A 21,324-nucleotide genomic window follows, 5' to 3' on the forward strand; every position below is an offset into this window, starting at 1 on the left:
AAAGAAGGCCTCGCGGGCGCTCGAACCGGAGGAGATGAAGGATCTCCTCAACAAGCTCGATTCCGATGAGGTCGCCAAGAGGCAAGACCTACCGGACCTGGCCCGGTGGTACGCGGGGACCGGCGAACGAACCGGCGAGGCCCTCGCGGTTCACTGGCACCACCTCGACCTAGAAGCAGGGACCGCGGACTGGGCCGGCAACCTCATTCGAGGCAAAGGTACCGGCCTGATGATCAACGAGGGCAAGACGGACGTTTCGGGACGGGCGCTGCACCTGCCCTCCTGGCTGGTGTCGATGCTCCGCGAACGCAGGATCACGCTGGCTGAGAAGTTCGGCGTTGCGCCGGAGGAGCTATCCGGCCCGGTCTTCCCGAACACCAAGGGCGGGCTCCGGGACAAGCACAACACCCTGGCCCGTTGGCGCGAGTTCCGAGAGCGCGCCGGATACCCGTGGGTGACGTTCCGGACGTTCCGGCGCTCGGTGGCGACCGTGCTGGATGGCGCCGGGCTGACTGCACGCGAGATCGCCGACCAGCTGGGGCACTCGAAGGTCTCCACGACCCAGGACGTCTACATGGGGCGCAAGGTCAAGAGCCGCAAGGCCGCCGACGCGCTGAGCGAGGTTGAGTGGTTCGGCGAGTAAAGTGTGGGAAAGGTATGGAGATGATCAATCCGTGCCTTTCCCACAGCTGTTTTAGCAGGTGTTTTGTGGGGCAGGTGGGACTTGAACCCACGACCTGACGGATTATGAGTCCGCTGCTCTGACCTGCTGAGCTACTGCCCCCGTGGCGTTGGCAACACTGGCGATCGTAGCGAGACGCCGGGGCGTTGCGACCTTCGGGTGGACCCGCCGTGCGGCCTACCGGACGATTGGTCGGACTGGTCGAATCGCCTGCGCACGGGGTTGAGCCGACCGGACTAGCCAGCCGTTGCAGGACATGAGAAAGGGCGGCGCACCACTGGCGCGCCGCCCTGTTGATCTCAGCTCGTTCAGCCGATGAAGCTGAAGACGTCGAAGGCGCCGGTGAGCTGGCCGATGACCACCATCGCGGCCGCCAGCGCAGCGATGCCGGCGACGGTGATCACCGCCAGCATGATCAAGTAGACCAACGCCTTGATCGGCTTCGGCAGCTTGGTCACCGAAGCGAAATCGGGCAGCGAGAGCGAGTTCTTGCCGATCCCTGGTGCGGACATCCTGACTTCCCCCGTCCTGTAGTCAGTCCCCTTGGACGAACCACCACTGCTAGAGAGACGGCGTGCAACGGCGCTTCGTTGCACGCAAAAGCATCACGAGTTCGTTTCGGTCAGCAATCGAGCAGATCAACCAGAGTGGTCGGTCAGTGGTCCGCGGTTCGCGCGGCTTGCACAAATCATCAGCGCCAGTGCCGTTGATCGCGAGCCGAGCATGGACGTGATCGCGCGTTGAGCCGGGATTGTTATCCATCCCGATCCCGAGTCGCCCGGACAGGTGAACTGCACTCGCCGCAGCGTCGCGGCGCTCCTCCCCGGGGGCTGCGAAATTCGCGCCAGCGCACCGCTTTCCGCGTTCGCTGCTGATCACCCCGATTGCGGTACCGAAGTACCTCATCACCGATCTTAGCGAACGCCGGAGCGACACCCGCGCAGCGCCACGTGTTACTGCCATCACTCGGCCACCGCGCGGAGGATCAGCTCTCGACGCTCGCCGTCGCGAGCTCTGCCAAGTGGTCGCGCAAGATCTGCTTGAGCTTCTTGGGCGGATGTCGGTCCGGCCAGAGCGCACCTTGGAACGCCAGCCCGTCCAGCAACGCGTACGTGCTGCGCGCCGCGCGGTCGATCGAGCGCCCCTCGCCGAGACCGCCTGCGGCGCGCAGGAACCCCACCACCTGGCGAACCAGGCCCGCCAGCTGCGACTCCACCTCTTCCGCCACCGCGCGCAGTCCCGGATGGGTCTGCGCGCGCACCAGGAAGGCCAGGTAGACGCCCTGCTCCAGACGCCGGTCGGCGTCCAGCGGGATGAGCTCTTCCAGGAGCCGCCGGACGCCGTCGGGGTTTTCGACCTTCTCGAGGCGGGCCCGGACGCGGACCGCCACCCGGTCGGCGACCGCGCGCATGGCGAACTCCATCAGTTCGTCCTGCGTCGTGAAGAAGTAGCGCAGCGCGGTCGGGGACGTCTGCGCCTGCGTCGCCACGGTTCGCACCGACACCGCGTGGATCCCGTCGCGCAGGGCCACCTGCCACAGCGCTTCGGCGATCCGGAGGCGGCGGGCCTGGTGGTCGACGATCTTCGGCACTCATCTTTTATAGCACAGCTGTACTGGATACTATGCGGCACAGGTGTGCCGAATAAGGGGGTCGTCGATGCGAACGCTGTTGCGGATCGTCGGTGTCGTGCTGCTGCTGCAAGGCCTCGCTCCGCTCGCGCAGAGCGCATTCGGCCAAGATCCCGAAGAGAGCTTCTTCCTGGTCAACGCCGTTCCGGCGGCGCAGCCCTGGGCAGGGCTGGCGCTCGCTGCGCTGGGCGCCGGCGCGCTGGTCCTCGCCGAGCGGAAACGCGCACGCCGGAACGGCGCCCGATGACCACGACAGCGATCTACGCCCGCAGGACCTCGCGGAGCCGGGTTTCGAAGGATTCCGGATCCTCGGCGAATCCGATGTGGTCACCGGGGAAGAGCACCGGGTCGACGCCCAGCTCCGCGGCCAGCGCCTTCGAAGTGCGCTCGCACAACTGCCCGCTCGACTCCTCACCGATGCCGACCACGACTCGGGTCGACAACGCGCGCAGGGCCTCGAGGTCAGGCACCCAGTGCGAGGTGCCGCGCAGCATGTGCGCGTTCTGGTAGTGGTCGTCGGCGATCTGCTGCGCGTCGCGCTCGCCGCCGAAGATCTCCCCGACCGCTTCCGGCGGCATGTCGATGTTGGCCATGGCCAGGAACTTCCGCCAACCGCCGAGGTAGTCGCCGGACAGGTGCGTGGCGATGATGTCCTCGGTGCCCGCGCGCAGCTGCTCGCGGTCCGGCAGCAGTTCGCACAGCGGCGGCTCGTGGGCGATCGCGGTGCTGACCAGCTCGGGGCGCGCCTGCACCAGCGCCAGGGTGCTGACCGCTCCCCCGCTGGAACCGAGGACCACGGCCGGTCCCGCGTCGACGTGGGTGATGAGCCGGGCGAGGTCGTCGGCGCGCAGCTCGGGCGTCGAGTCCTGCTCCGGATCGTCCAGCGGGCTGCGGTTGATGCCGCGCGGATCGGTGGTGAGCACGGTGTGGTCGGCGGCGAGCCGGTCGGCGAGTCCCTCGAACGACCTGGCGTCCATCGGGGCTCCGACCAGCACCACGAGCGGCCCGCTTCCGCGCACCTCGAAGTGCAGTCGACCGTCGGGCACCGGGAGCAGGCCGGTGGTGGGTGCGTTCGTCATGGCAATCCTCCTCGCAAGCGATTCACCGGTATGACCGGCGCGGCGAGGGCAGAATCATCGCCGTGAGCGAAATTTCTTCCAGCACGGCGGATGATCTCGCCCTGGCCCGCGGCGGCGACGACGCCGCGTTCGACCGGCTCGTGGCGCCGCTGCGCCGGGACCTGCACGCGCACTGCTACCGCATGCTGGGCTCGGCCCACGATGCCGACGACGCGTTGCAGGACGCGATGGTGCGGGCGTGGCGCGGGCTGGCGCGGTTCGAGGGGCGCAGCTCGGTGCGCACCTGGTTGCACACCATCGCCACCCGGACCTGCCTGAACGTCATCGAGAACCGCGGCAAGCGGGCGCTTCCGGTCGATCTCGGACCGTCCAGCGACCGCGCCGTGGTCGACGACGCCCCGCTCACCGAGGTCGCCTGGCTGGGGCCGTACTCGGACGCCGGGCTCAGCAGCGGTCGAGCCGCCCCGGAAGCGCGCTACGAGCAGCGCGAGGCCGTCGAGCTCGCCTTCGTGGCCGCCCTGCAGCACCTGCCCGGCAACCAGCGGGCGGCATTGCTGCTGTTCGAGGTGCTGGACTTCTCCGCCGCCGAGATCGCCGAGACGATGGGCACCTCGACCGCGTCGGTGAACAGCGCGCTGCAGCGCGCGCGGCGGATCGTCGCCGAGAAGGTCCCGCCGCGCACCCAGCAGCAGACGCTGCGCCAGCTCGAGGACGGGCGGATGCAGGAGATCGTCGCCGAGTTCTCCGCGGCTCTGGAGAACGGCGACGCCGATTCCCTGCTCGCGCTGCTCACCGAGGACGTCACGTGGTCGATGCCGCCGCTGCCGCACTGGTACCACGGCATCGAGGCGGTGACGGACTTCGCCGTTCGGGTTCCGCTGACCTGCGGGTCGTGGCGGCACGTGCCGACCAGCGCGAACGGGCAGCCCGCGGTGGCCTGCTACCTCCGCCGCGACGGCGAGACCACGCACAGCCCCTGGGCGATCAACGTGCTCACGCTGGAGGACGGCCTGATCCGGGAGATCACGGCGTTCATCGGCGCCGAGCACTTCCGGCTCTTCGGGCTGCCCGGGGAGCTTCCGTGAGGACTACGCCCCGTGAGCACTTTGGGCTGCCATAGCAACCCAAAGTGCTCACGGGTCCTGGCGCAGGCACCCGGAACGAATTCGCCCGAGCTTCGCAAGGCTGGGCCGGTCCGGCGAACTCCGGCGCTGTCGTTCGGCGACGATCCGCGATCGCAACAGCGCTGCTGAACCCGTCCGGCCGCCGCCGCAACCCGGGTGCCGCAGTGCTGATCACCCGGCGCGATCTGCTGGTCGGCCGGGCATTTCGACTCAACCGTCAACATGGGGTCGAGCCGGAAACCTGACGCTGGGAGCTCCCGTGATCGCGTTCTCCGACGACGAGCACGAGCTGTACGCGCACGGACATCCCGGGATGTCCGCCCGCTTCCACCGCACCCACCGCTTCGCGCACCGCTCCCGGAACGACTCCCGCTGGCCGCACTTGCCCCGCCGCGGGCCGTCCCAGCCGCACGAGATCCTGCGAGAACGCGCAGCGGCGGCCTTCCACCGAGCCGGGAACGCGCGCCGCACCACCGAATTGCGGTTCGAATGTCCGGACGGCACCGACTTCTCCCTGCTCGTCGAGGTCGAGAGGATCCGCGACGCCCAGCAGGTCCCCAGCGTCCGGCTGATCCGTCCCGCACGCGGTGCCCGCCGAGGTGTCTCCGACATCGACCTGTTCGTCACCGGCGTCGTGCATCCCAGCTGGGAGGACTGCGGGCGGGGCCGGAAGTGCTGGCGCCGGCACCTGCGCCGCACCGACCGCTGCCCCGGTCACCTCCGGTGGCGGACGACGCGCGACGACGAGGAGGTCATCAACGCGACGACGTCCCGCTACGACGGCGCCGCCGTGATGCTCGGCATCGACACCTTCGCCGCGCGCATCACCAGCGGCGGGCTCGTCGTCGTCGACACCCGCCGCGACGACCACCCCGGCACCTTCCCGGTGATCTCCACGCCCCACGGCGCCGAGCAAGCCGCGCTGTACGACGCGGAAGTCGCAGCCTGGTGGGCTTTCCGCCGGATCAACCGCATGAAGTCCAAGGCCTGGGCGATCGCCCTCGAACACTGCACCCACGTCCGCGTCGTCCCGAACGCGTCGCGGTTCCTGGACCAGCTGTCGCTGCCCGGAATCACCGTGTCCCACGACGAAATCCTCCTGGTGCCAACCGAATTCGACCGCGAACGAATCATCGCCGCCGGCGCGGTGTGCGAATGGCCGGGACGAATCCGCGACGTCGTCGCGATGCCGAGCGATCCCGCGCGGAGCAACGGCGAATAGTAGCCAGACGTGAGCGGCTGCCGCAGTTTCAATTGAAACTGCGATCTCCCGCTACGTCGCACCACATTTTCAATTGAGCCTTTTCATCCTGGTCCACGGCCGCAGCCGCGACGCCCGGCCGACACCGGACGGAGATCACCGCATGCGCCGCAGGCGCATAACCCACCCAAGCAACCGGCACCGCCGCGGGTTCTCAGACGTCGCCTGACGAGGACAGCCCGTTTGCCGTGTATTGGCCATACATAAAAACGGGCTCCCGCAGCCAGGCGGCGTCTGAGGCTCCACCACCCGCACCGCCACGCACAACGAGGCTGGAAAAACCTCATTGAAACTGCACCATCCCGGACCACCTGAATGCACTGGTACCAGGCGCATTCACGGATTGATCGCAATGCCGGACCCGCGTCGAGTTGATGTTGTACCTTGGGGTCGATCTTCGGACTCAGCACGAGGGGACAGCCACGATGACGGATTCTCCAGGACCGCTGCAGCGGCTGGTCGGCTCCGAAGCCGGGGCGGACCACGTGCCCGCGGAGGTCAACACCGAGAAGGTCTCCATCGCCCGCATCTACGACTTCGCCCTGGGCGGCAAGGACAACTTCGCCGTCGACCGGGCCGCCGCCGCGGCGATGACCGAGGTCGTCCCGGAGGCCATGCTGCTGGCCAAGGCGAACCGGCACTTCCTGCGGCAGGCCGTGCGCTACCTGGTCGGCGAGGCCGGGATCCGGCAGATCGTCGACATCGGTTCCGGGCTGCCGACCGCGGGCAACGTGCACGAGATCGCGCAGGAGGTCGCGCCCGAGACGCGCGTCGTCTACGTCGACAACGACCCGATCGTGCTGGCCCACGGTCGCGCCCTGCTGGCCTCCAACGACCGGACCGCCTTCCTCAAGGCGGACCTGCGCGAACCGGAAGCCATCTTCGGGCACCCGGACACCGAGCGGCTGATCGACCAGTCGGAGCCGTTCGCCGTGCTGCTGGGTGGAATCCTGATGCACCTCGAGGACGAGGAGGATCCCGAGGGCGTGGCCGCGGGCATCCGCGATCGCCTGCCCTCCGGCGGTTTCCTGCTGGTGTCCAACACCTGCGACAACGGCGAGCCGCGCGCGATGGAGCTCTCGCAGGTGTTCGCCGACAGCGGCATGGGCACCCGGTGCTTCCGCACCTGGGACGAGCAGATCCGCTACTTCGACGGCCTCGAACTGGTCGACCCCGGCCTGGTGCCGCACAACGAGTGGCGCGTCGGCCCGGACATGCCCGAGCCGAACAGCCCAGCGCACGCCATGCACATCGGCGGCGTCGGCCGAAAGCCCTGATCACCTGAACTTCCCACCCCGCTCCGGTGCGGTGCCACGCAAATTCAATGGAAATCGGACGTCTGATTTCCATTGAATTTGCGGGAGTCACCCCACCGGGCGGCTGCGGCGCGCCGAAGTCCGGACTCCGCACGGCAGGGACGCACCCCTTGGCAGCGTGAACTGAATCACGTAGTCTCCAGCGACCAACGAACATGAAATTGGTTCGCATTCACCGAGGAGTGCAGCCCATGCCCGTAGCCAGGAGGCAGGTGCTCGCGGCCGCTGCCGCAGCACCACTGGTCGCATCGGCCCTCGGCGGCACCAGCGCCGCCGCCGGAACCGCCCGGGGATCCGGGGATTACCTGGTCGGCAGGGGCATCGCCGACGTCACCGGCCCGGCCGCCGAGAACGGCATGATGGGCTACTCGATGCCCCAGCAGCAGACCGCGGGCATCCACCTGCGCACCCTCGCGCGCGCGTTCGTCGTGGCCGACGGCGACCAGCGGATCGCGTTCGTCACCGCCGAGCTCGGCGCGCTGTTCCAGTCGGTGCACCAAGGAGTTCTGCGCAAGCTCCGCGAAAAGTACGGCGAGCTCTACACCGAGCAGAACGTGCTGCTCAACGCCACGCACACGCACGCCGCGTGCGGCGGCGACTCGCACTACGCCGCCTACGACCTGTCGATCCTCGGCTTCCAGGAGCAGACCTACAACGCCGTCGTCGACGGGATCGTCGAGGCGATCTCCCTGGCGCACGACGACCTCAAGCCCGGCACCGTGCACCTCGGTCGCGCCGTGCTGACCGATGCCAGCGTGAACCGGTCGCGCAGCGCGTTCGACCTGAACCCCCAGTCCGACAAGGACCACTTCCCGCTGGCCATCGACCCGGCGGTGACGGTGCTGCGCTTCGCGCAGGGCAGCCGGGACGTCGGTGCGATCACCTGGTTCGCCACCCACGGCACCTCGATGACCAACACGAACCAGCTGATCAGCTCGGACAACAAGGGCTACGCCGCGTTCGCCTGGGAGCAGCTCGACGACGAGTTCGTCGCCTGCTTCGCGCAGACGAACTCCGGCGACATGTCGCCGAACCTGAACCTCTCCCCTGGATCCGGGCCCACCGACGACGAGTTCGAGAACACCCGCATCATCGGCGACCGGCAGTTCCGCGCTGCGAGAAGCGCTTTCGACTCGGCGCAGGAGCAGATCACCGGTGCGGTCGACCACCGGATGTGCTTCGTCGACATGTCGAAGGTCGTCGTGGACGGTCGCTTCACCCCGGACGGCCGGCAGCACAAGACGACCACGGCGGCGATCGGCGTGTCCATGCTCGCCGGGAGCCGCGAGGACGGCCCGGGCCTGCCGCTCCCGGAAGGCGTCCGCAACCCGTTCCTGGACTGGCTCGGCGGCGCGGACGAACCGGTCCCGGACTGGCTGGCCGGCGAGCAGGCGCCCAAGCCGGTCGCGGTGCCGTTCGGCGCGATGAAGCCCTACCCGTGGTGCCCGGAAGTGCTGCCGCTGCAACTGATCCGCATCGGCCAGCTGCACCTGGTGGCCGGGCCCGCCGAGTTCACCATCGTGGCCGGTCTGCGGCTCCGCCGCGCGGTCGCCGAGGAGCTGGGCGTTCCGCTGGAGAACGTGCTGGTGCAGGGCTACTCCAACGCCTACAGCCAGTACGTGACCACGCCGGAGGAGTACGACGCGCAGCAGTACGAGGGCGCCTCGACCCTGTTCGGCCGGTACACGCTGCCCGCCTACCAGCAGGAATTCACCCGCCTGGCCGCCGCGATGCGCACCGGCGAATCCGTCCCGCTCGGTCCGACCCCGCGCGACCTGCGCGGCAAGCTGATCAACTTCCAGCCGGGCGTGGTCTTCGACGACAAGCCGCCGGGCCGCGAGTTCGGCGACGTGCTCACCGAACCGGCCACCCGCTACGGCCGCGGCGAGCAGGCCTCCGCGGTGTTCGCGACCGGTCACCCGAAGAACGACCTGCACCGGGGCGGCACCTTCGCCGAGGTCCAACGCCTGGTCGACGGCTCCTGGCAACCCGTGGCCGACGACCGCCACTGGTCGACGAAGTACCGCTGGGCCCGAACCGGACCGGCGACCTCGACGGCCACGATCACCTGGGACATCCCGCCCAGCGCCCCGACCGGCCGCTACCGCATCGTCCACCACGGCGACTGGAAGAACGGCTGGAACGGCGAGATCAAACCCTTCACCGGAACCACCCGGGCCTTCGTCGTCGGCTGACCGGAGCGCGCGCCCGCTACTGGCTGCTCGCCGCGACGCGCAGGCCGAGGGCGATCAGGACGGTTCCGGTGATCGCTTCGAGGCGCCGCCGCACCTTGGACTGGCGGAACCACGCTCCTGCCCGGGCGACGCTCGCCGCCAACACGAGGTACAGCGCGGTCTCCACGATCACCTGGACGAGCGCGAGGACGGCGGTAGTGCTCAGCAGCGGCCAGTCCGCCGGGACGAACTGCGGGTAGAAGGCGAACATGAAGATCAGCGCTTTCGGGTTCGCCAGCTGGACGAGCAGTCCCTCCCCCGCGGAGCGGAAGAAGGATCCGTTCCCGCGCTCCCCACCGGACACCGGTTCTTCGGCGTCGCCGCGATCCCGGAAGACCGCTGCCCACGAACGAATTCCGAGGTAGACGAGGAAAGCAGCACCGGCGAGGCGCATCACGAGGTACGCGGTCTCCGAAGCGGCCACCAGCGCCGTCAAACCGGCACCAGCGGCGATCGCCCAGATGTAGATACCGGCTTCCAGCCCGAGCACCGTGCCGATCGCGGGCCTGAAGCCGCCCAAGGCGGCCCGGCGGAAGATCAACGCCATGGCGGGCCCGGGAGACGCCGAGATGAGCAGAACGGCCAGCAGGAAAGCGGGCAGCGAACCGACCAAGTCCATGGCGCGGATTGTGGCACTTCCACCGACCTGGTCGTCAGAGCCAGTTGGTGCCGGTGCGCTCGATCTGCTGGTGGATCTCGGCCGACCAGTCCACCTGCCCCATCGTCGCGTAGTCGACGTGCAGGACGTTCTTGACGTCCCGGTCGCCGGTGAACAGGCCCTGCCTGCGGTCGGCTTCCAGGACCACGTCCATGCCGTCCGGGCCGGCGAAGAACGACACCCGCAGCTCCCGGATGCGGCGGTACCGCGGGGAGCCGCTGAACTCGATCTCCTGGTGGATCGGCAGCTGCTGGCGCGTTCCGCGGAACCGGCCGTGCTCGACGTCGGCGTGGTGCAGCCGGAACCCCAGCGCCTCCACCGCCTCCAGCAGCACGTGCTGCGCGGGCAGCGCGCCGACCCCGATCGGGTCGGTGTCGGTCGCGTCGAACGCGCCCTTGATCTCCAGCTGGGTGCGCACCGCGACGAGCATGCCCGGCATCGGGCCGTGCTTGTAGTGCGTGATGGGCGTTTCCAGCGGCACCGGCACCTCGAAGGGGATCTCGACGACCTGCCCGGGCTGGAGCACGACGCCGCGCTGGACGTCCACCCGTCCGAAGCCGATCATCGTCTCCCGCGTCCGCTTGTGGCGGTCGTGGTCGTGCCCCTGGTAGTGGTCGCCGTCCGGACCGTGGCTGGGGATCTCGTGCTTGACGCTCGCGACGAACTCGACGAAGACGCCGTCCAAGGGCTGCTGCAGCTCGCCGCCCCGCAGCCGAACGGTGCCGCGCACAGTCCCACCGGGTTGCACCCCGGGCGTGTGCAGCACGGTATCCACCTCAGCGCCACCAAACCCGACGGCGGCCAACAACTTCTTGAACATGCCGCCCAGTGTTCCGCCCAGATCGACCCCGCGCGGACGCAACGGGCGAATCCGTCCGATATGCCGACTATCGACCCGGGTGCCCGAACGCAGATGATCTATTGATTTTCGATCGATACCTATCGATAATCGATGCATGCACACGTTGATCATCACCGCGCTCCGGATCTGCATCGTCGCCGCGCTCCTGCGCAAGGCGGCGGAGATGCAGACCGAGATCGCCGGGGCGATCTGATGGCGATCGTCGTCGAGCTGGACGTCCAGCTGGCCGAGCGCGGGATGTCGGTGGGCGAGTTCGCCGAAGCGGTCGGTATCACCCCCGCCAACATCGCGGTCCTGAAGAACGGCCGGGCCAAAGCGGTCCGCTTCACCACCCTCGACGCGATCTGCCGGACCCTCGACTGCCAGCCGGGCGACGTCCTCCGCTGGGTCCCCGACGCGGAACCCGAAGGAGACTCATAGCGTCGCGGATGTCGAAAAACCCCGCTGCAGAGTGACTTTCACGCCCCGGGTCTCGATCTTCCTGCACCTCCAAGGGAAAAAAGCAAGCCCTTCCGCGGAAAAACCCGGCGCAGTGGTCCGCACGAGTGGCGGGGCATTCCCCATGGTGTGGCCGCGAAGGCGCGTCCTCCGGAACCGGTGCACGGTACGTCTTGCCGCTTGGCGGACCCCCAGGCCCGGAAGACCGGACAACTGCCGCCGACCGGCGAAGTACGGAACACGGATGGGAGTTCGAGCAATGCGCACTTCGCTTCGCCTTCTCGGTGTCACTGCTGCCTGCGCCGCAGCCCTGGCCATCGGCTCACCCGCCTTCGCCAGCGGTTACCACGGCGACGACGACGCGGCGTCCTTCGCCGCCGGCGGCAACGGCGTCGGCGGAAACGGAGGAATCGGCGTCAACGTCCTGAGTGGCATCAACGCCCTGTCCAGCGGCGACGGCGGCAACGCTGCCGCGGGCAACGGCGGCGCGGGCATCGGCGGTGACGCCTTCTCCTTGGCGGGCAACGACTGACGCGGGCACGAACGCCCTGCGCCCTGACCTGACGGGTGCGCCGACCAGCCCCGAGCTGGCCGGCGCACTCGCGCGAGTCCCATTTCGCGATTCGAAAGGGAGTCCGGAAACGAAAGAGCCCCAGATCGTTGATCTGGGGCTTTGCGCTCCTCCGACTGGACTCGAACCAGTAACCCTTCGGTTAACAGCCGAATGCTCTGCCAATTGAGCTACGGAGGAATGTTCTTTTGTTTCGTCAGCTCGTCTCGCTGACAGGAACTACTTTAGCGCATCCCCGCAGGGGGCTTCACAGGCACCCCCCTCTCATTGATCCAAGTGGCGTAATCGCAGGTCAGAGACGGTGGGCTACGACGAAGACGCGACGGAAGGGGAACCACGTCACTCCATCCGGTCGCTGCGGGTAGGCCTCGGTCAGCCGAGGCGCCAGCTGTGCGCGGAACTCCGTCCACTCGGCGTCGCCCAGAGCCGCCCGAACAGGTCGCAGCGCCGTTCCCGTCACCCATTCGAGGATAGGGTCCGGTCCGCGCAAGGCGTGGACGTACGTCGTCTCCCACGCATCCACTGCGACGTCGAGATCCGCGAGGGCGTCGGCGTACCCGACCGGGGCGAGCACCGAGTCCGTGCGCAGGACGTCCGCTCGGTCCCGCCAGCGCGGCTCGGCCATCAGTTCGCGGATCGCCACGTAGGACGGTGATTCGAAGTTCCCCGGGACCTGGAAGGCGAACCACGATCCGGAGGGCAGCTCGGTCAGCCAGCGCTGGAGCAGCTCGACGTGTTCGGGAACCCATTGCAGGACCGCGTTGCACAGCACGACGTCGGTGTCCGGCAACGGTTTCCAGTCGCGGACGTCTTCGACGCGCGCCGGAATCCCGTTGGCCCGCGCCGCTTCGACCATCTCCGGCGACGAATCCGCAGCCTCCACCACCGCGTCCGGCCAGCGGTCGGTGAGCAGGTGCGTCAGATTGCCCGCGCCGCAGCCGAGGTCCACCACGCGGCGCGCTCGGTCAGCTCCGACCCGGGCCATCAGGTCGTGGGCCGGGCGGTCGCGCTGTTCGCTGAAGGTCAGGTACTTCTGCGGGTCCCACATGCCGCGCCTCCTTAGCAGTACGCTCGTACTGTATTCCTGGAGGTGCTCCGCTGTCGAGCGTCAGTTCTGGTGCTTCGCCCGGTTCAGCTGCTCGACGACGGTGGCCGCGAACTCCGCGACCGCGGTCTCGTCCGCCGCGCGATCCGGCCGGACCTGCAGCACGATCCCGTCCTGACCGGGCACCTTGCGCTGCACGAACCACGCTCCCCCGCCGGGGAGATCGCGGTGGTGGCGGGAGCGGATCGACTGGTTCACGCGCTCGTGCACGACGTCCGGCAGGCGCCCGGACTCGGTCAGCTGCAGCCGACGACTCGGCTGGTCGCGCAGCAGCACCGCGCCCCCCGCGTCGCCGGATTCCTCCGCCTCGATCACGGTGAGCACGCCGTTGTTCCAGGTGGCCTTGCTCAGCAGGTGCCAGCCGATGCGGCGCCCCTCGGGCAGCCACAGGCCGAGGTGGGTCGCGACCAGCGCGCCGTCCGAAGTCCGCGACACCGCGAGGACGTGCTCGTCGGCGGCGAGCTCGCCGGTGAAGTCGGCGGGCAGCTCGGCCGTGCCGCTCAACCGCGCGACCAGCCGCCGCAGCCAGGTGATCACATCGTCCCCATCAGCTGTTCGAGCAGGGCCTTCCGGTAGCCCTCGAGCGCGATCATGTCGCCGAAGAGCGCGTTGTACTCCTCGGCGTCCTCCAGCGGGGACATCCGCTGGACCTTCGACTTGATGTCCGCGATCTGCCTGCTGACCAGGCGTTCCTGCAGCCGGACGACCAGCCCGGAGATGTAGCGCGGGCCTTCCTCGGTCCGCGACTCCAGCTTCTCCACCGCCAGCTCGGTGAGCAGGCCCCGCGTGACCTGGTTCTCGCACTGCTGCGACACCGCGTCCACCAGCGCAGCCCCGCTCAAACCGGAGGCCGAACCGCCCGCGGCCAGCACCGCTCGGTGCAGCTCGGCGTAGACGGGCTCGGTGAACGCTTCGTCCGGCAGCGCGTCGTACATCGGTCCGGCCAGCGCGGGTTCCTGCAGCGCCGCCTTCAGCAGCTCGCGCTCCGCCCAGCGCGGGTCGTGCAGCTGCGGCCGCTTGGGCAGGTCGACGTCCATGCCCAGCGACTGCTGCGCCTTGTCGCGCTGCGGTCGGCGCTTGGTGCGCGACGGGGTGCCCGAGCTCTGCCTGACCCGCCGGACCACCTGGTTCTCATCGTTCCAGCCCGCCCACCAGGCGAGCCTGGCCGCGTAACCGTCCCGGCTCGCCGGGTCCTTGATCTGCGCGACCAGCGGCACGGTCCGCTTCAGCGCAGCGACGCGGCCGTCGACAGAATCCAGGTCGTAGTCGGTCAGCAGGCTGCGGATCGCGAACTCGAACAGCGGGCGGCGCCGGGCCACCAGATCGCGCACCGCCGCGTCGCCCTTGGCCTCGCGCAGCTCGCACGGGTCCATGCCGTCCGGGGTGATCGCCACGTAGGTCTGCCCGGCGAACTGCTGCTCGCCCTCGAACGCCTTCATCGCCGCCTTCTGCCCGGCCTCATCACCGTCGAAGGTGAAGATGACCTCGCCGCGGAACGCGTCGTCGTCCATCATCAGCCGGCGCAGCACCGAGATGTGGTCGTCACCGAAAGCCGTGCCGCAGGAGGCCACCGCCGTCGGCACCCCGGCCAGGTGCATCGCCATCACGTCGGTGTAGCCCTCGACCACCACCGCCTGGCGGCGCTTGGCGATCTCCCGCTTGGCCAGGTCGATGCCGAACAGGACCTGGGACTTGTTGAAGATCGGGGTCGCCGAGGTGTTGACGTACTTCGCCTGGATCGGGTCGTCGTCGAAGAGGCGGCGCGCGCCGAACCCGACGACGTCACCGCCGAGGTCCTTCAGCGGCCACAGCAACCGCCGGTGGAACCGGTCGATCGGACCGCGGCGGCCTTCCTTGGACAGACCGCACTTGATCAGCTCGTCGAGCTCGAAGCCCTTCTGCAGCAGGATCTTCGTCAACTTGTCCCAGCCGGCGGGCGCGAAACCGCAGCCGAAGCGCTGCGCCGCTGCCTCGTCGAAACCGCGCTCCGACAAGTACTCGCGGGCCTTGAGCGCCTCCGGCGAACGCAGCTGCTCGGCGTAGAACTCGGCGGCGATGCGGTGCGCCTCGACCATCCGCGCCCTGGTGCCGCGGTCGCGCTTGGGCCCCGGAGCGCCGCCCTCGTACTGCAGCTGGACACCGACCTGGTCGGCCAGCCGCTCGACGGCTTCCACGAAGCCGAGGTGCTCGATCTTCATCACGAAGGCGATGACGTCGCCGCCCTCACCGCAACCGAAGCAGTGGAAGGTGCCGTGGCTCGGGCGCACGTTGAACGACGGGGTCTTCTCGTCGTGGAACGGGCACAGGCCCTTCTGCGCGCCGCCACCGGCGTTCCGCAGGGCGACGTACTCGCCTACGACGACGTCGATCCGGCTGCGATCGCGCACTTCGGCGATGTCGCTCTCCCGGATCCTGCCTACCACGTGGACCAGTCTAGGGGCATTGTGATCGCCGCGGTCCGGGTACCTCTGGTCGGGCCGCACCCGCGGTTCCACCGATTCGGCGCGTCCGCGGTGCCGCTTGCGGCAGAATCGCCGTCGTGGCCGTCAGCAGCACCGCGCTCGCCGCGGAATTCGACCAGCACCGCAGCCGGTTGATCGGTCTCGGCTACCGGCTCACCGGCCGGATCGCCGACGCCGAGGACGCCGTCCAGGACGCCTGGTTCCGGCTCGCCTCGACCGACCGCGCGGACATCCGCGACCTGAGCGCCTGGCTGACGACCGTGGTCAGCCGGCTGTGCCTGGACCGGATGCGTTCGGCGGCGGTGCAGCGCGAGCAGTACGTCGGCCCGTGGCTGCCGGAACCGCTGGTGACCTCGCTCGACGACGACCCCGGCGACATCGTGGCCGATCAGGACGACCTGCGGATGGCCGCGTTGCGCGTGCTGCACGAGCTGACGCCCGACCAGCGGCTGGCGTTCGTCCTGCACGACAGCTTCGACGTGCCGTTCGCCGAGATCGCCGACGTGCTCGGCTGCAGCGTCGTCGCGGCCCGGCAGCACGCCTCGCGAGCGCGTCGCGCGATGGCCGACGCCGACCCGCCGCCGCGGGTGCCGCTGCCCGAGCAGCAACGCGTACTGGAGGAGTTCCTCGCTGCCGTGGCGTCGAAGGACATCGACGCGGTGGCGCGAGCGCTGCACCCGGCGATCGCGGTCTACGGCGACAGCGGTGGCAAGGCCCGCACCGCCCGGCGGCCGGTCGTGGGCGTCGACAAGGTGGCCCGGTTCATCGTCGGACTCATGCAGAAGTACGACGACGGACTGGTCGCGAGCCTCCGCCCGGTCCTGGTCAACGGCGACCTCGGCGTCGTCCTGCCCGGCACCCCCGACATCGCGGGCCGCGTGTTCACCCTTTCGATCATCGACGGCCGGGCGGCGACCCTCTTCGACGTCGTCAACCCCGACAAGCTCACCCGGATCCCCTGGTGAACGGGCGGATCAAGCGGGGTCGGTGATCCGGGCGAGGAAGTAGAGGGCTCCGGTCTCCTGGTGGCGGACCAGGAAGAGGAAGGGGCGGTCCACCTCGACGCGGATCGGGTCCGGCTCCCGGATGATCGCCGACAGGCGCATCATCATCGCCGTCGCCGCCGCGCCTTCGAGGCCCTTCTCGTCCACGTCGAGGACGGCCTGGTGCACCACGGACGAGACCCGCAGCGACTCGTCGGTCAGCGGGGAGAAGTCCGCGGCCGGGGTGAACAGGTCGCGGACGCCGAGCGCGCCCAGCGGACGGGTCAGCTCGGCATCGCCGGTGACCTTGAACTTCGGCAGGAACAGCTCCAGGCGCTCCTGCTTCACCGCCCCCAGAAGCCGGGCCAGGCGCGCCGCGTCGAGCCCAGGCTCGGCCTGCTCCAGACCGTCGTCGGGGAGTAGCACGACGGCCTCGACCCCTCCGGCGGCGGGGAGGCCGACCACTTGCCAGCCCTCTGCCGCGGCATAGTCGAGACGCCGCGTGACGTGCATCGTCGGCACGTCACCGGCACCGCTCGGAGTGTGGAAGGTGCGCGCGGTGGTGGCCTTGTCGTCGAAGGCCTGGCTCCAGGAGACCTTCAGGTAGAGCGCGTTGACCAGCGCAGCGACCGTGTCCGGGAGGACCGAGCCGGTGGGCAGCAGCTCCGGGATCAGATCGCGGGTGGTTTCCGCGACGTCGGCGTTGATCAGCTGCCGGGACTTCTCCGGGTCGGTGCGGAACGGGGCGTTGCGCACCTCGCTGCCGGGCCAGTCCTTTAGCGCGCGCACGTAGGGCTCCTCGATGCGGAGGTCCTCGTGCGCCCACAGCGTGTTCGCCACCGCGAGCACCGGGGGTTCGGGGGCGGAGCCCGCGGTCAGCTCGGCCGCGCCGCCGAGCACGTCGAGCAGCGCGGACGGCTCCTCACGCAGGGCCGTGACCAGCTCTTGCCGGGTCTGGCCACCGGTCGCGGTGGCGGCCAGGCCGAGCGCGCTGGCCACCGAGTACGGCGACCAGCAGAACTGCTCGTCCGGGTTCGGGGCGAGCTGCCGGTGCAGGGACAAGCTGAAGTCGAGGTGTTCGCTCACGGCCGCTGGGCTCCGTTTCCGCGTCGGCTCACTCCGGTCTGATCCCGAGTCTGCCAGCCAACGGACCCCGCCGGCCGCGTCCGAACCGCAGTTTCAACTGAGGATTTTCCATCCTCGTCCTGCGCGGCGGTGCCAGTAGCGGAACCTCAGCCCCGCCTGGACTCCGGGTGCCCGACTTGATGCGTGCCAGATCCCGGGCCCGGCGGATCACAGTTTCAATTGAAACTGCACACCCGGGCATGTCGGGACCCCGGCGTGTCGGAACCTCCGGCCCCCGACACGCCGACACCTGTGGACAAGTCGCCCTGCCTGTGGAGAACTTCCGCAATTTCAATGGAAATTGGACGTCTGATTTCCATTGAATTTGCGGCGGTCACCCGCGCAGGACGGCGGGGGCGAGGGTCAGCGGAGGGATTCCTCGATGTCGGAGAGGCCCATCAGGCGGAGTTCCTGGGCGATGTAGTTGGCCGCTCGCTGGGCTTCGGGGTCCTGCCAGTTCAGGTCGGTGACCCAGTCGGCCAGGTTGTCGGCGTTGATGTACGGCTCGCCACCGACGACGAGCTTCTGGATGTAGTGCCGGTTGCGCATCGGGGTCTCCTCGCGACCCGGCTGCTTCGGGGGACCGGGCCGCTGGGCGGTTTCGGGGGTCGGTGCTACCCGGCGGTCGGGACCCGCCGTCGCGCACTCTGTGTAAGCATCGCGGAGAATCCCAGATCAACTCGCCCCTTTCGGATGAATGTCACACCGATTCAGACACGTTCCGTACATGCTTTCGATGCCAGCGCACCGCCTGCGCATCGGTCAGCGACGCCACCTGGTCCAGCACCACCCGGAGCCGCGCAGCATCGTCGCCGGCCCGCTCCCACACCGCGGACATCGCCGGGTCCAACGACCCCGGGGCGCGCTCGGCCAGCACGTGGACCAGCTCCGCCAGCATCACCCGCTGCCGCTCCTGCATCCGCAACCGCTGCGGATCGCTCATCACGTACCGCAGCGCGACCGCCTTGAGCACCGCCACCTCGGCCACCACCGGCTCGGGAACCACCAGGTCAGCCAGGTACCGGGTGAGCGGCCCGGGACCGAACCGGTCCACCGTGCCGGTCACCGCAGCCGCCACGAACCGCCCCACCAGCTCGCTGGTGAGCCGCTTGAGCGCCACCTGCGCGGTGAACGTGCCGTCGTAGTCCAGCACCGCCGCCACCACCGGCCACCGCACCAGTTCCTCCGCGGCGTGCTCCAGCAGCCCCGAGGTGGCGCCGGAACCATCGCCGCTGAAGTGCTTCGCAGCCATCCGGACGATCTCCGCGCGCTCGTCGCCGCTGGTCAGCGAGCGCAGCGAGATCCGCCCGGAGAGCACCCCGTCCTCGACGTCGTGCACCGAGTAGGCCACGTCGTCGGCCCAGTCCATCACCTGGGCCTCCAGGCATCGGCGCTGCGGCGGGGCGTCCTGCCGCAGCCACTCGAACACCGCCAGGTCGTCCTCGTACACCCCGAACTTGGCCTCGCCGGGCCGCTTCGGCCACGGGTACTTGGTGGCCGCGTCCAGGCACGCCCGGGTCAGGTTCAGCCCGCGGCCGACCTCACCGGATTCGGCCAACTTCGGTTCCAACCGGGTGAGGATCCGCAGCGTCTGCGCATTGCCCTCGAACCCGCCGCAGGGCCCGGCCAGGTCGTTGAGCGCGCGTTCGCCGTTGTGCCCGAAGGGCGGGTGGCCGATGTCGTGCGCGAGACCCGCCGTGTCCACGAGGTCCGGGTCGGCGCCCAACGCCGCAGCGATGCCCCGCCCGATCTGCGCGACCTCCAGCGAGTGCGTCAACCGGGTGCGCGGCACGTCGCCCTCCTCCGGGCCGACCACCTGCGTCTTCCCGGCCAGTCGGCGCAGCGCCGCCGAATGCAGCACGCGCGCGCGGTCTCGAGAGAACGGGGAACGGTCGTCGGAGCGCGCACCTTCGGGCACGGCTAGCTTCGGCGGCTCGGGGAGCAGCCGTTCCAGGTCGTGCGCGTGGTAGCCGGGCGTGGTCTCCATCGCGCTCAGACTACGGCCGGAATCCGACGAATCACCGGAGCCCGCTCGCGTTTCGCCGCAGCGACCACCGGACGTTTGATCCCGCGACGCTCGGCGGAAAACCGTTGGACGCGGTCACTCGTGCGTCCTAACCTCGCCGGGGTTCCAAGCCCGCACGTCCGGATGAGGTGCATTCGATGACGGTCCAGGCAACCGCGGCCAGCGTCAACAGGCCGTTCCCCGCGCACGTCATGACCTCATCGGACGTAAGGAAACCCAGCAGTGGATCTTCCACGTAACTTCACCATCCGCGAGAGCAGCCACCGCATCCACAACCCGTTCACCAGCGAGAAGCTCGCTGCCCTGGGGCAGGCGCTGCACTTGGCCCCCGGGACGCGCGCGCTCGACCTCGCCAGCGGGTCGGGCGAGATGCTGTGCACCTGGGCGCACGCCCACGGCATCACCGGAACCGGAGTGGACATCAGCACCGAGTTCACGACCGGGGCCCGGCTCCGGGCAGCCGAGCTCGGCGTTGCCGATCAGGTGGTCTTCATCCACGGCGATGCGGCCGGCTGGGTCGCGGACGAACCCGTCGACCTCTCCGCGTGCATCGGCGCCACCTGGATCGGCGGCGGAGTGGCCGGCACGATCGATCTGCTGCGCCGCAGCCTCCGCCCCGGTGGCCTCCTGCTGATCGGCGAACCGTACTGGCGCCGGGCTCCCCTGGACCAGCGCATCGCCGAGGCGTGCCACGCCAGCAGCGAGGACGACTTCCGGCTGCTGCCCGAGCTGATCGAGCAGTTCGGCGAACTGGGTTGCGACGTCGTCGAGATGGTGCTCGCCGATCAGGACAGCTGGGATCGCTACCAGGCCGCGCAGTGGCTCAACATCCGGCGCTGGCTCGACCGGAATCCCGATGACGAGTTGGCCGCCGAGTTGCGGGCCGAGCTCTCCGAGGAACCAGCCCGATACGCCAGGTACCAGCGCGAATACCTCGGTTGGGGGGTCTTCGCCCTCATGGACCGCTGACGGTTGGGGTCGGCAGCAACGGCTGCCGACCCCGCTGGGCGGCCCAGGGCGTCAGCCCAGGCCGTCGCCGTTGAGCTCGGCGGGGGCGTGCGTCAGGCGGTAGTACAGCAGACCGCCGGTCTCCCGGACGATGTACTTGAACTGGAACTCGCGGGTCTGCACGACCGGGCCGGAACGGGCCGGCGAGGACCACGACTCCAACCCGAAGTCGCTGGCCATCGTCCGCGCCCGCAGCGAGTGCCACGGGTCGCTCACGATCAGCGCGGTGTCCCAGCCGCGGTCCGCGGCCAGGTTCGCGACCGCCTTCATGCTGCCCAGGGTGTCCTCGCCGACGTCGACCTCGACGATGTGATCGGCGGGAATCCCGTTGCTGCTCAACCACTTCTTGCCCGCCTGGGCTTCGGTGTAGGCATCGCCGGTCTGCCGCCCGCCGACGGTGACGACGTAGTCGGTCACCCCGGCCCGGTACAGCTTCAGCGCCTGGTTGAGCCGCGCCTCCAGCACGTCGGAGGGCTTGCCGTGGTACTGCGCGGCGCCGAGCACGACCACGATGTCCACCGGACGCCGGTCGTCGGCGCGCGCCACCTGCCACACGCGGAACGCGGTGCCGCCGACGACGAGCAGGGCCACCAGCAGCGAACCCACCAGGACCCTGGTCAGAGTCCGACCCGAGCGGGACCGGTGGGCGGCTCGGTGGGGACTCACGCTGGCAAAACCTCGCAGAACCTCGGAACCGGTGTTCCGGGCCCGCCCGAAGGACGAGCCCGGAGCCCGCTCAGCATCTCCGCCCGGGGAACAA

General features: G+C 69.3%; 22 protein-coding genes and 2 tRNA genes. 10 read left to right on the plus strand and 14 right to left on the minus strand.

Features of this window, described 5'->3' with window-relative positions; translation table 11 throughout:
- Positions 1-643: site-specific integrase (locus OU415_RS26795; protein WP_270952030.1), on the plus strand; the 643-nt coding region annotated here is incomplete at its 5' end.
- 66 nt (positions 644-709) lie between these two features.
- Here the strand turns inward: OU415_RS26795 and OU415_RS26800 are convergent.
- From OU415_RS26800 to OU415_RS26810, 3 genes are all read right to left on the minus strand, one after another.
- A tRNA-Ile gene (locus OU415_RS26800) sits at positions 710-784 on the minus strand.
- A 206-nt stretch (positions 785-990) separates the two neighbouring features.
- Entirely contained in the window at positions 991-1,194 is a 204-nt protein-coding gene (locus OU415_RS26805; protein ID WP_270952031.1) for a hypothetical protein, read from the minus strand.
- Between the two features lie 473 nt (positions 1,195-1,667).
- Positions 1,668-2,273 (minus strand): TetR/AcrR family transcriptional regulator, encoded by a 606-nt coding sequence (locus OU415_RS26810; RefSeq protein ID WP_270952032.1) that lies wholly within the window; start codon positions 2,271-2,273, stop codon positions 1,668-1,670.
- A gap of 67 nt (positions 2,274-2,340) precedes the next feature.
- On the opposite strand from OU415_RS26810, the gene OU415_RS26815 reads away from it, so the two are divergent.
- The gene (locus OU415_RS26815) at positions 2,341-2,559 is read left to right on the plus strand and encodes a hypothetical protein (protein ID WP_270952033.1); all 219 of its coding nucleotides are present in this window, start codon (positions 2,341-2,343) and stop codon (positions 2,557-2,559) included.
- A 13-nt stretch (positions 2,560-2,572) separates the two neighbouring features.
- Here the strand turns inward: OU415_RS26815 and OU415_RS26820 are convergent, their stop codons facing one another.
- Positions 2,573-3,391, minus strand: a complete 819-nt coding sequence (locus tag OU415_RS26820) for an alpha/beta fold hydrolase (protein ID WP_270952034.1) — start codon at positions 3,389-3,391, stop codon at positions 2,573-2,575.
- A gap of 62 nt (positions 3,392-3,453) precedes the next feature.
- Between OU415_RS26820 and OU415_RS26825 the strand changes: the two genes are divergently transcribed.
- The 4 genes from OU415_RS26825 to OU415_RS26840 all read left to right on the plus strand — a co-directional run bounded on the left by OU415_RS26825 (position 3,454) and on the right by OU415_RS26840 (position 9,287).
- Entirely contained in the window at positions 3,454-4,476 is a 1,023-nt protein-coding gene (locus tag OU415_RS26825; RefSeq protein ID WP_270952035.1) for a sigma-70 family RNA polymerase sigma factor, read from the plus strand.
- Between the two features lie 298 nt (positions 4,477-4,774).
- Positions 4,775-5,737, plus strand: coding sequence for a hypothetical protein (locus OU415_RS26830; protein ID WP_270952036.1), 963 nt, complete (start codon positions 4,775-4,777; stop codon positions 5,735-5,737).
- A gap of 464 nt (positions 5,738-6,201) precedes the next feature.
- Complete coding sequence (locus OU415_RS26835; RefSeq protein WP_270952037.1) at positions 6,202-7,053, plus strand: SAM-dependent methyltransferase; 852 nt, start codon at positions 6,202-6,204, stop codon at positions 7,051-7,053.
- A 230-nt stretch (positions 7,054-7,283) separates the two neighbouring features.
- Entirely contained in the window at positions 7,284-9,287 is a 2,004-nt protein-coding gene (locus OU415_RS26840) for a neutral/alkaline ceramidase (protein ID WP_270952038.1), read from the plus strand.
- A gap of 16 nt (positions 9,288-9,303) precedes the next feature.
- Here OU415_RS26840 and OU415_RS26845 read toward each other — a convergent pair whose 3' ends face one another.
- Positions 9,304-9,945, minus strand: coding sequence for a LysE family translocator (locus OU415_RS26845; RefSeq protein ID WP_270952039.1), 642 nt, complete (start codon positions 9,943-9,945; stop codon positions 9,304-9,306).
- Positions 9,946-9,979: 34 nt separating this feature from the next.
- On the minus strand, positions 9,980-10,804 hold the full coding sequence (locus OU415_RS26850; protein ID WP_270952040.1) for a sporulation protein: 825 nt from the start codon (positions 10,802-10,804) through the stop codon (positions 9,980-9,982).
- Between the two features lie 234 nt (positions 10,805-11,038).
- Between OU415_RS26850 and OU415_RS26855 the strand changes: the two genes are divergently transcribed.
- Both OU415_RS26855 and OU415_RS26860 read left to right on the plus strand, forming a co-directional pair.
- A complete protein-coding gene (locus tag OU415_RS26855) occupies positions 11,039-11,266 on the plus strand; it encodes a helix-turn-helix domain-containing protein (RefSeq protein ID WP_270952041.1) in 228 nt (75 codons plus the stop codon).
- 277 nt (positions 11,267-11,543) lie between these two features.
- A complete protein-coding gene (locus OU415_RS26860; RefSeq protein ID WP_270952043.1) occupies positions 11,544-11,816 on the plus strand; it encodes a hypothetical protein in 273 nt (90 codons plus the stop codon).
- Between the two features lie 146 nt (positions 11,817-11,962).
- Here OU415_RS26860 and OU415_RS26865 read toward each other — a convergent pair.
- The 4 genes from OU415_RS26865 to dnaG all read right to left on the minus strand — a co-directional run bounded on the left by OU415_RS26865 (position 11,963) and on the right by dnaG (position 15,383).
- A tRNA-Asn gene (locus tag OU415_RS26865) sits at positions 11,963-12,035 on the minus strand.
- Between the two features lie 112 nt (positions 12,036-12,147).
- Positions 12,148-12,903 (minus strand): trans-aconitate 2-methyltransferase, encoded by a 756-nt coding sequence (locus OU415_RS26870; protein WP_270952044.1) that lies wholly within the window; start codon positions 12,901-12,903, stop codon positions 12,148-12,150.
- Between the two features lie 60 nt (positions 12,904-12,963).
- Complete coding sequence (locus OU415_RS26875) at positions 12,964-13,497, minus strand: hypothetical protein (RefSeq protein ID WP_270952046.1); 534 nt, start codon at positions 13,495-13,497, stop codon at positions 12,964-12,966.
- A complete protein-coding gene (dnaG, locus tag OU415_RS26880; RefSeq protein ID WP_270952048.1) occupies positions 13,494-15,383 on the minus strand; it encodes a DNA primase in 1,890 nt (629 codons plus the stop codon). Before dnaG ends, OU415_RS26875 begins: the two co-directional genes overlap by 4 nt.
- Before the next feature lie 116 nt (positions 15,384-15,499).
- On the opposite strand from dnaG, the gene OU415_RS26885 reads away from it, so the two are divergent.
- Positions 15,500-16,387: a sigma-70 family RNA polymerase sigma factor gene (locus OU415_RS26885; protein ID WP_270952049.1), complete on the plus strand. Its 888-nt coding sequence runs from the start codon at positions 15,500-15,502 to the stop codon at positions 16,385-16,387.
- Between the two features lie 9 nt (positions 16,388-16,396).
- Here OU415_RS26885 and OU415_RS26890 read toward each other — a convergent pair whose 3' ends face one another.
- From OU415_RS26890 to OU415_RS26900, 3 genes are all read right to left on the minus strand, one after another.
- Positions 16,397-17,491, minus strand: coding sequence for a serpin family protein (locus OU415_RS26890; RefSeq protein WP_270952050.1), 1,095 nt, complete (start codon positions 17,489-17,491; stop codon positions 16,397-16,399).
- Positions 17,492-17,893: 402 nt separating this feature from the next.
- On the minus strand, positions 17,894-18,079 hold the full coding sequence (locus tag OU415_RS26895; protein ID WP_270952051.1) for a hypothetical protein: 186 nt from the start codon (positions 18,077-18,079) through the stop codon (positions 17,894-17,896).
- Between the two features lie 151 nt (positions 18,080-18,230).
- Positions 18,231-19,517: a deoxyguanosinetriphosphate triphosphohydrolase gene (locus OU415_RS26900; protein ID WP_270952052.1), complete on the minus strand. Its 1,287-nt coding sequence runs from the start codon at positions 19,515-19,517 to the stop codon at positions 18,231-18,233.
- Positions 19,518-19,778: 261 nt separating this feature from the next.
- Between OU415_RS26900 and OU415_RS26905 the strand changes: the two genes are divergently transcribed.
- Positions 19,779-20,525 carry an SAM-dependent methyltransferase gene (locus tag OU415_RS26905; protein WP_270952053.1) on the plus strand — a complete coding sequence of 249 codons (747 nt, stop codon included), beginning with the start codon at positions 19,779-19,781 and terminating at the stop codon, positions 20,523-20,525.
- 51 nt (positions 20,526-20,576) lie between these two features.
- On the opposite strand, the gene OU415_RS26910 is transcribed toward OU415_RS26905, so the two are convergent.
- On the minus strand, positions 20,577-21,230 hold the full coding sequence (locus tag OU415_RS26910; RefSeq protein WP_270952054.1) for a YdcF family protein: 654 nt from the start codon (positions 21,228-21,230) through the stop codon (positions 20,577-20,579).
- Between the last annotated feature and the right edge of the window lie 94 nt (positions 21,231-21,324).

It is taken from the genome of Saccharopolyspora oryzae (assembly GCF_027853915.1).
GTDB classification, from domain to species: Bacteria; Actinomycetota; Actinomycetes; order Mycobacteriales; family Pseudonocardiaceae; genus Saccharopolyspora; species Saccharopolyspora oryzae.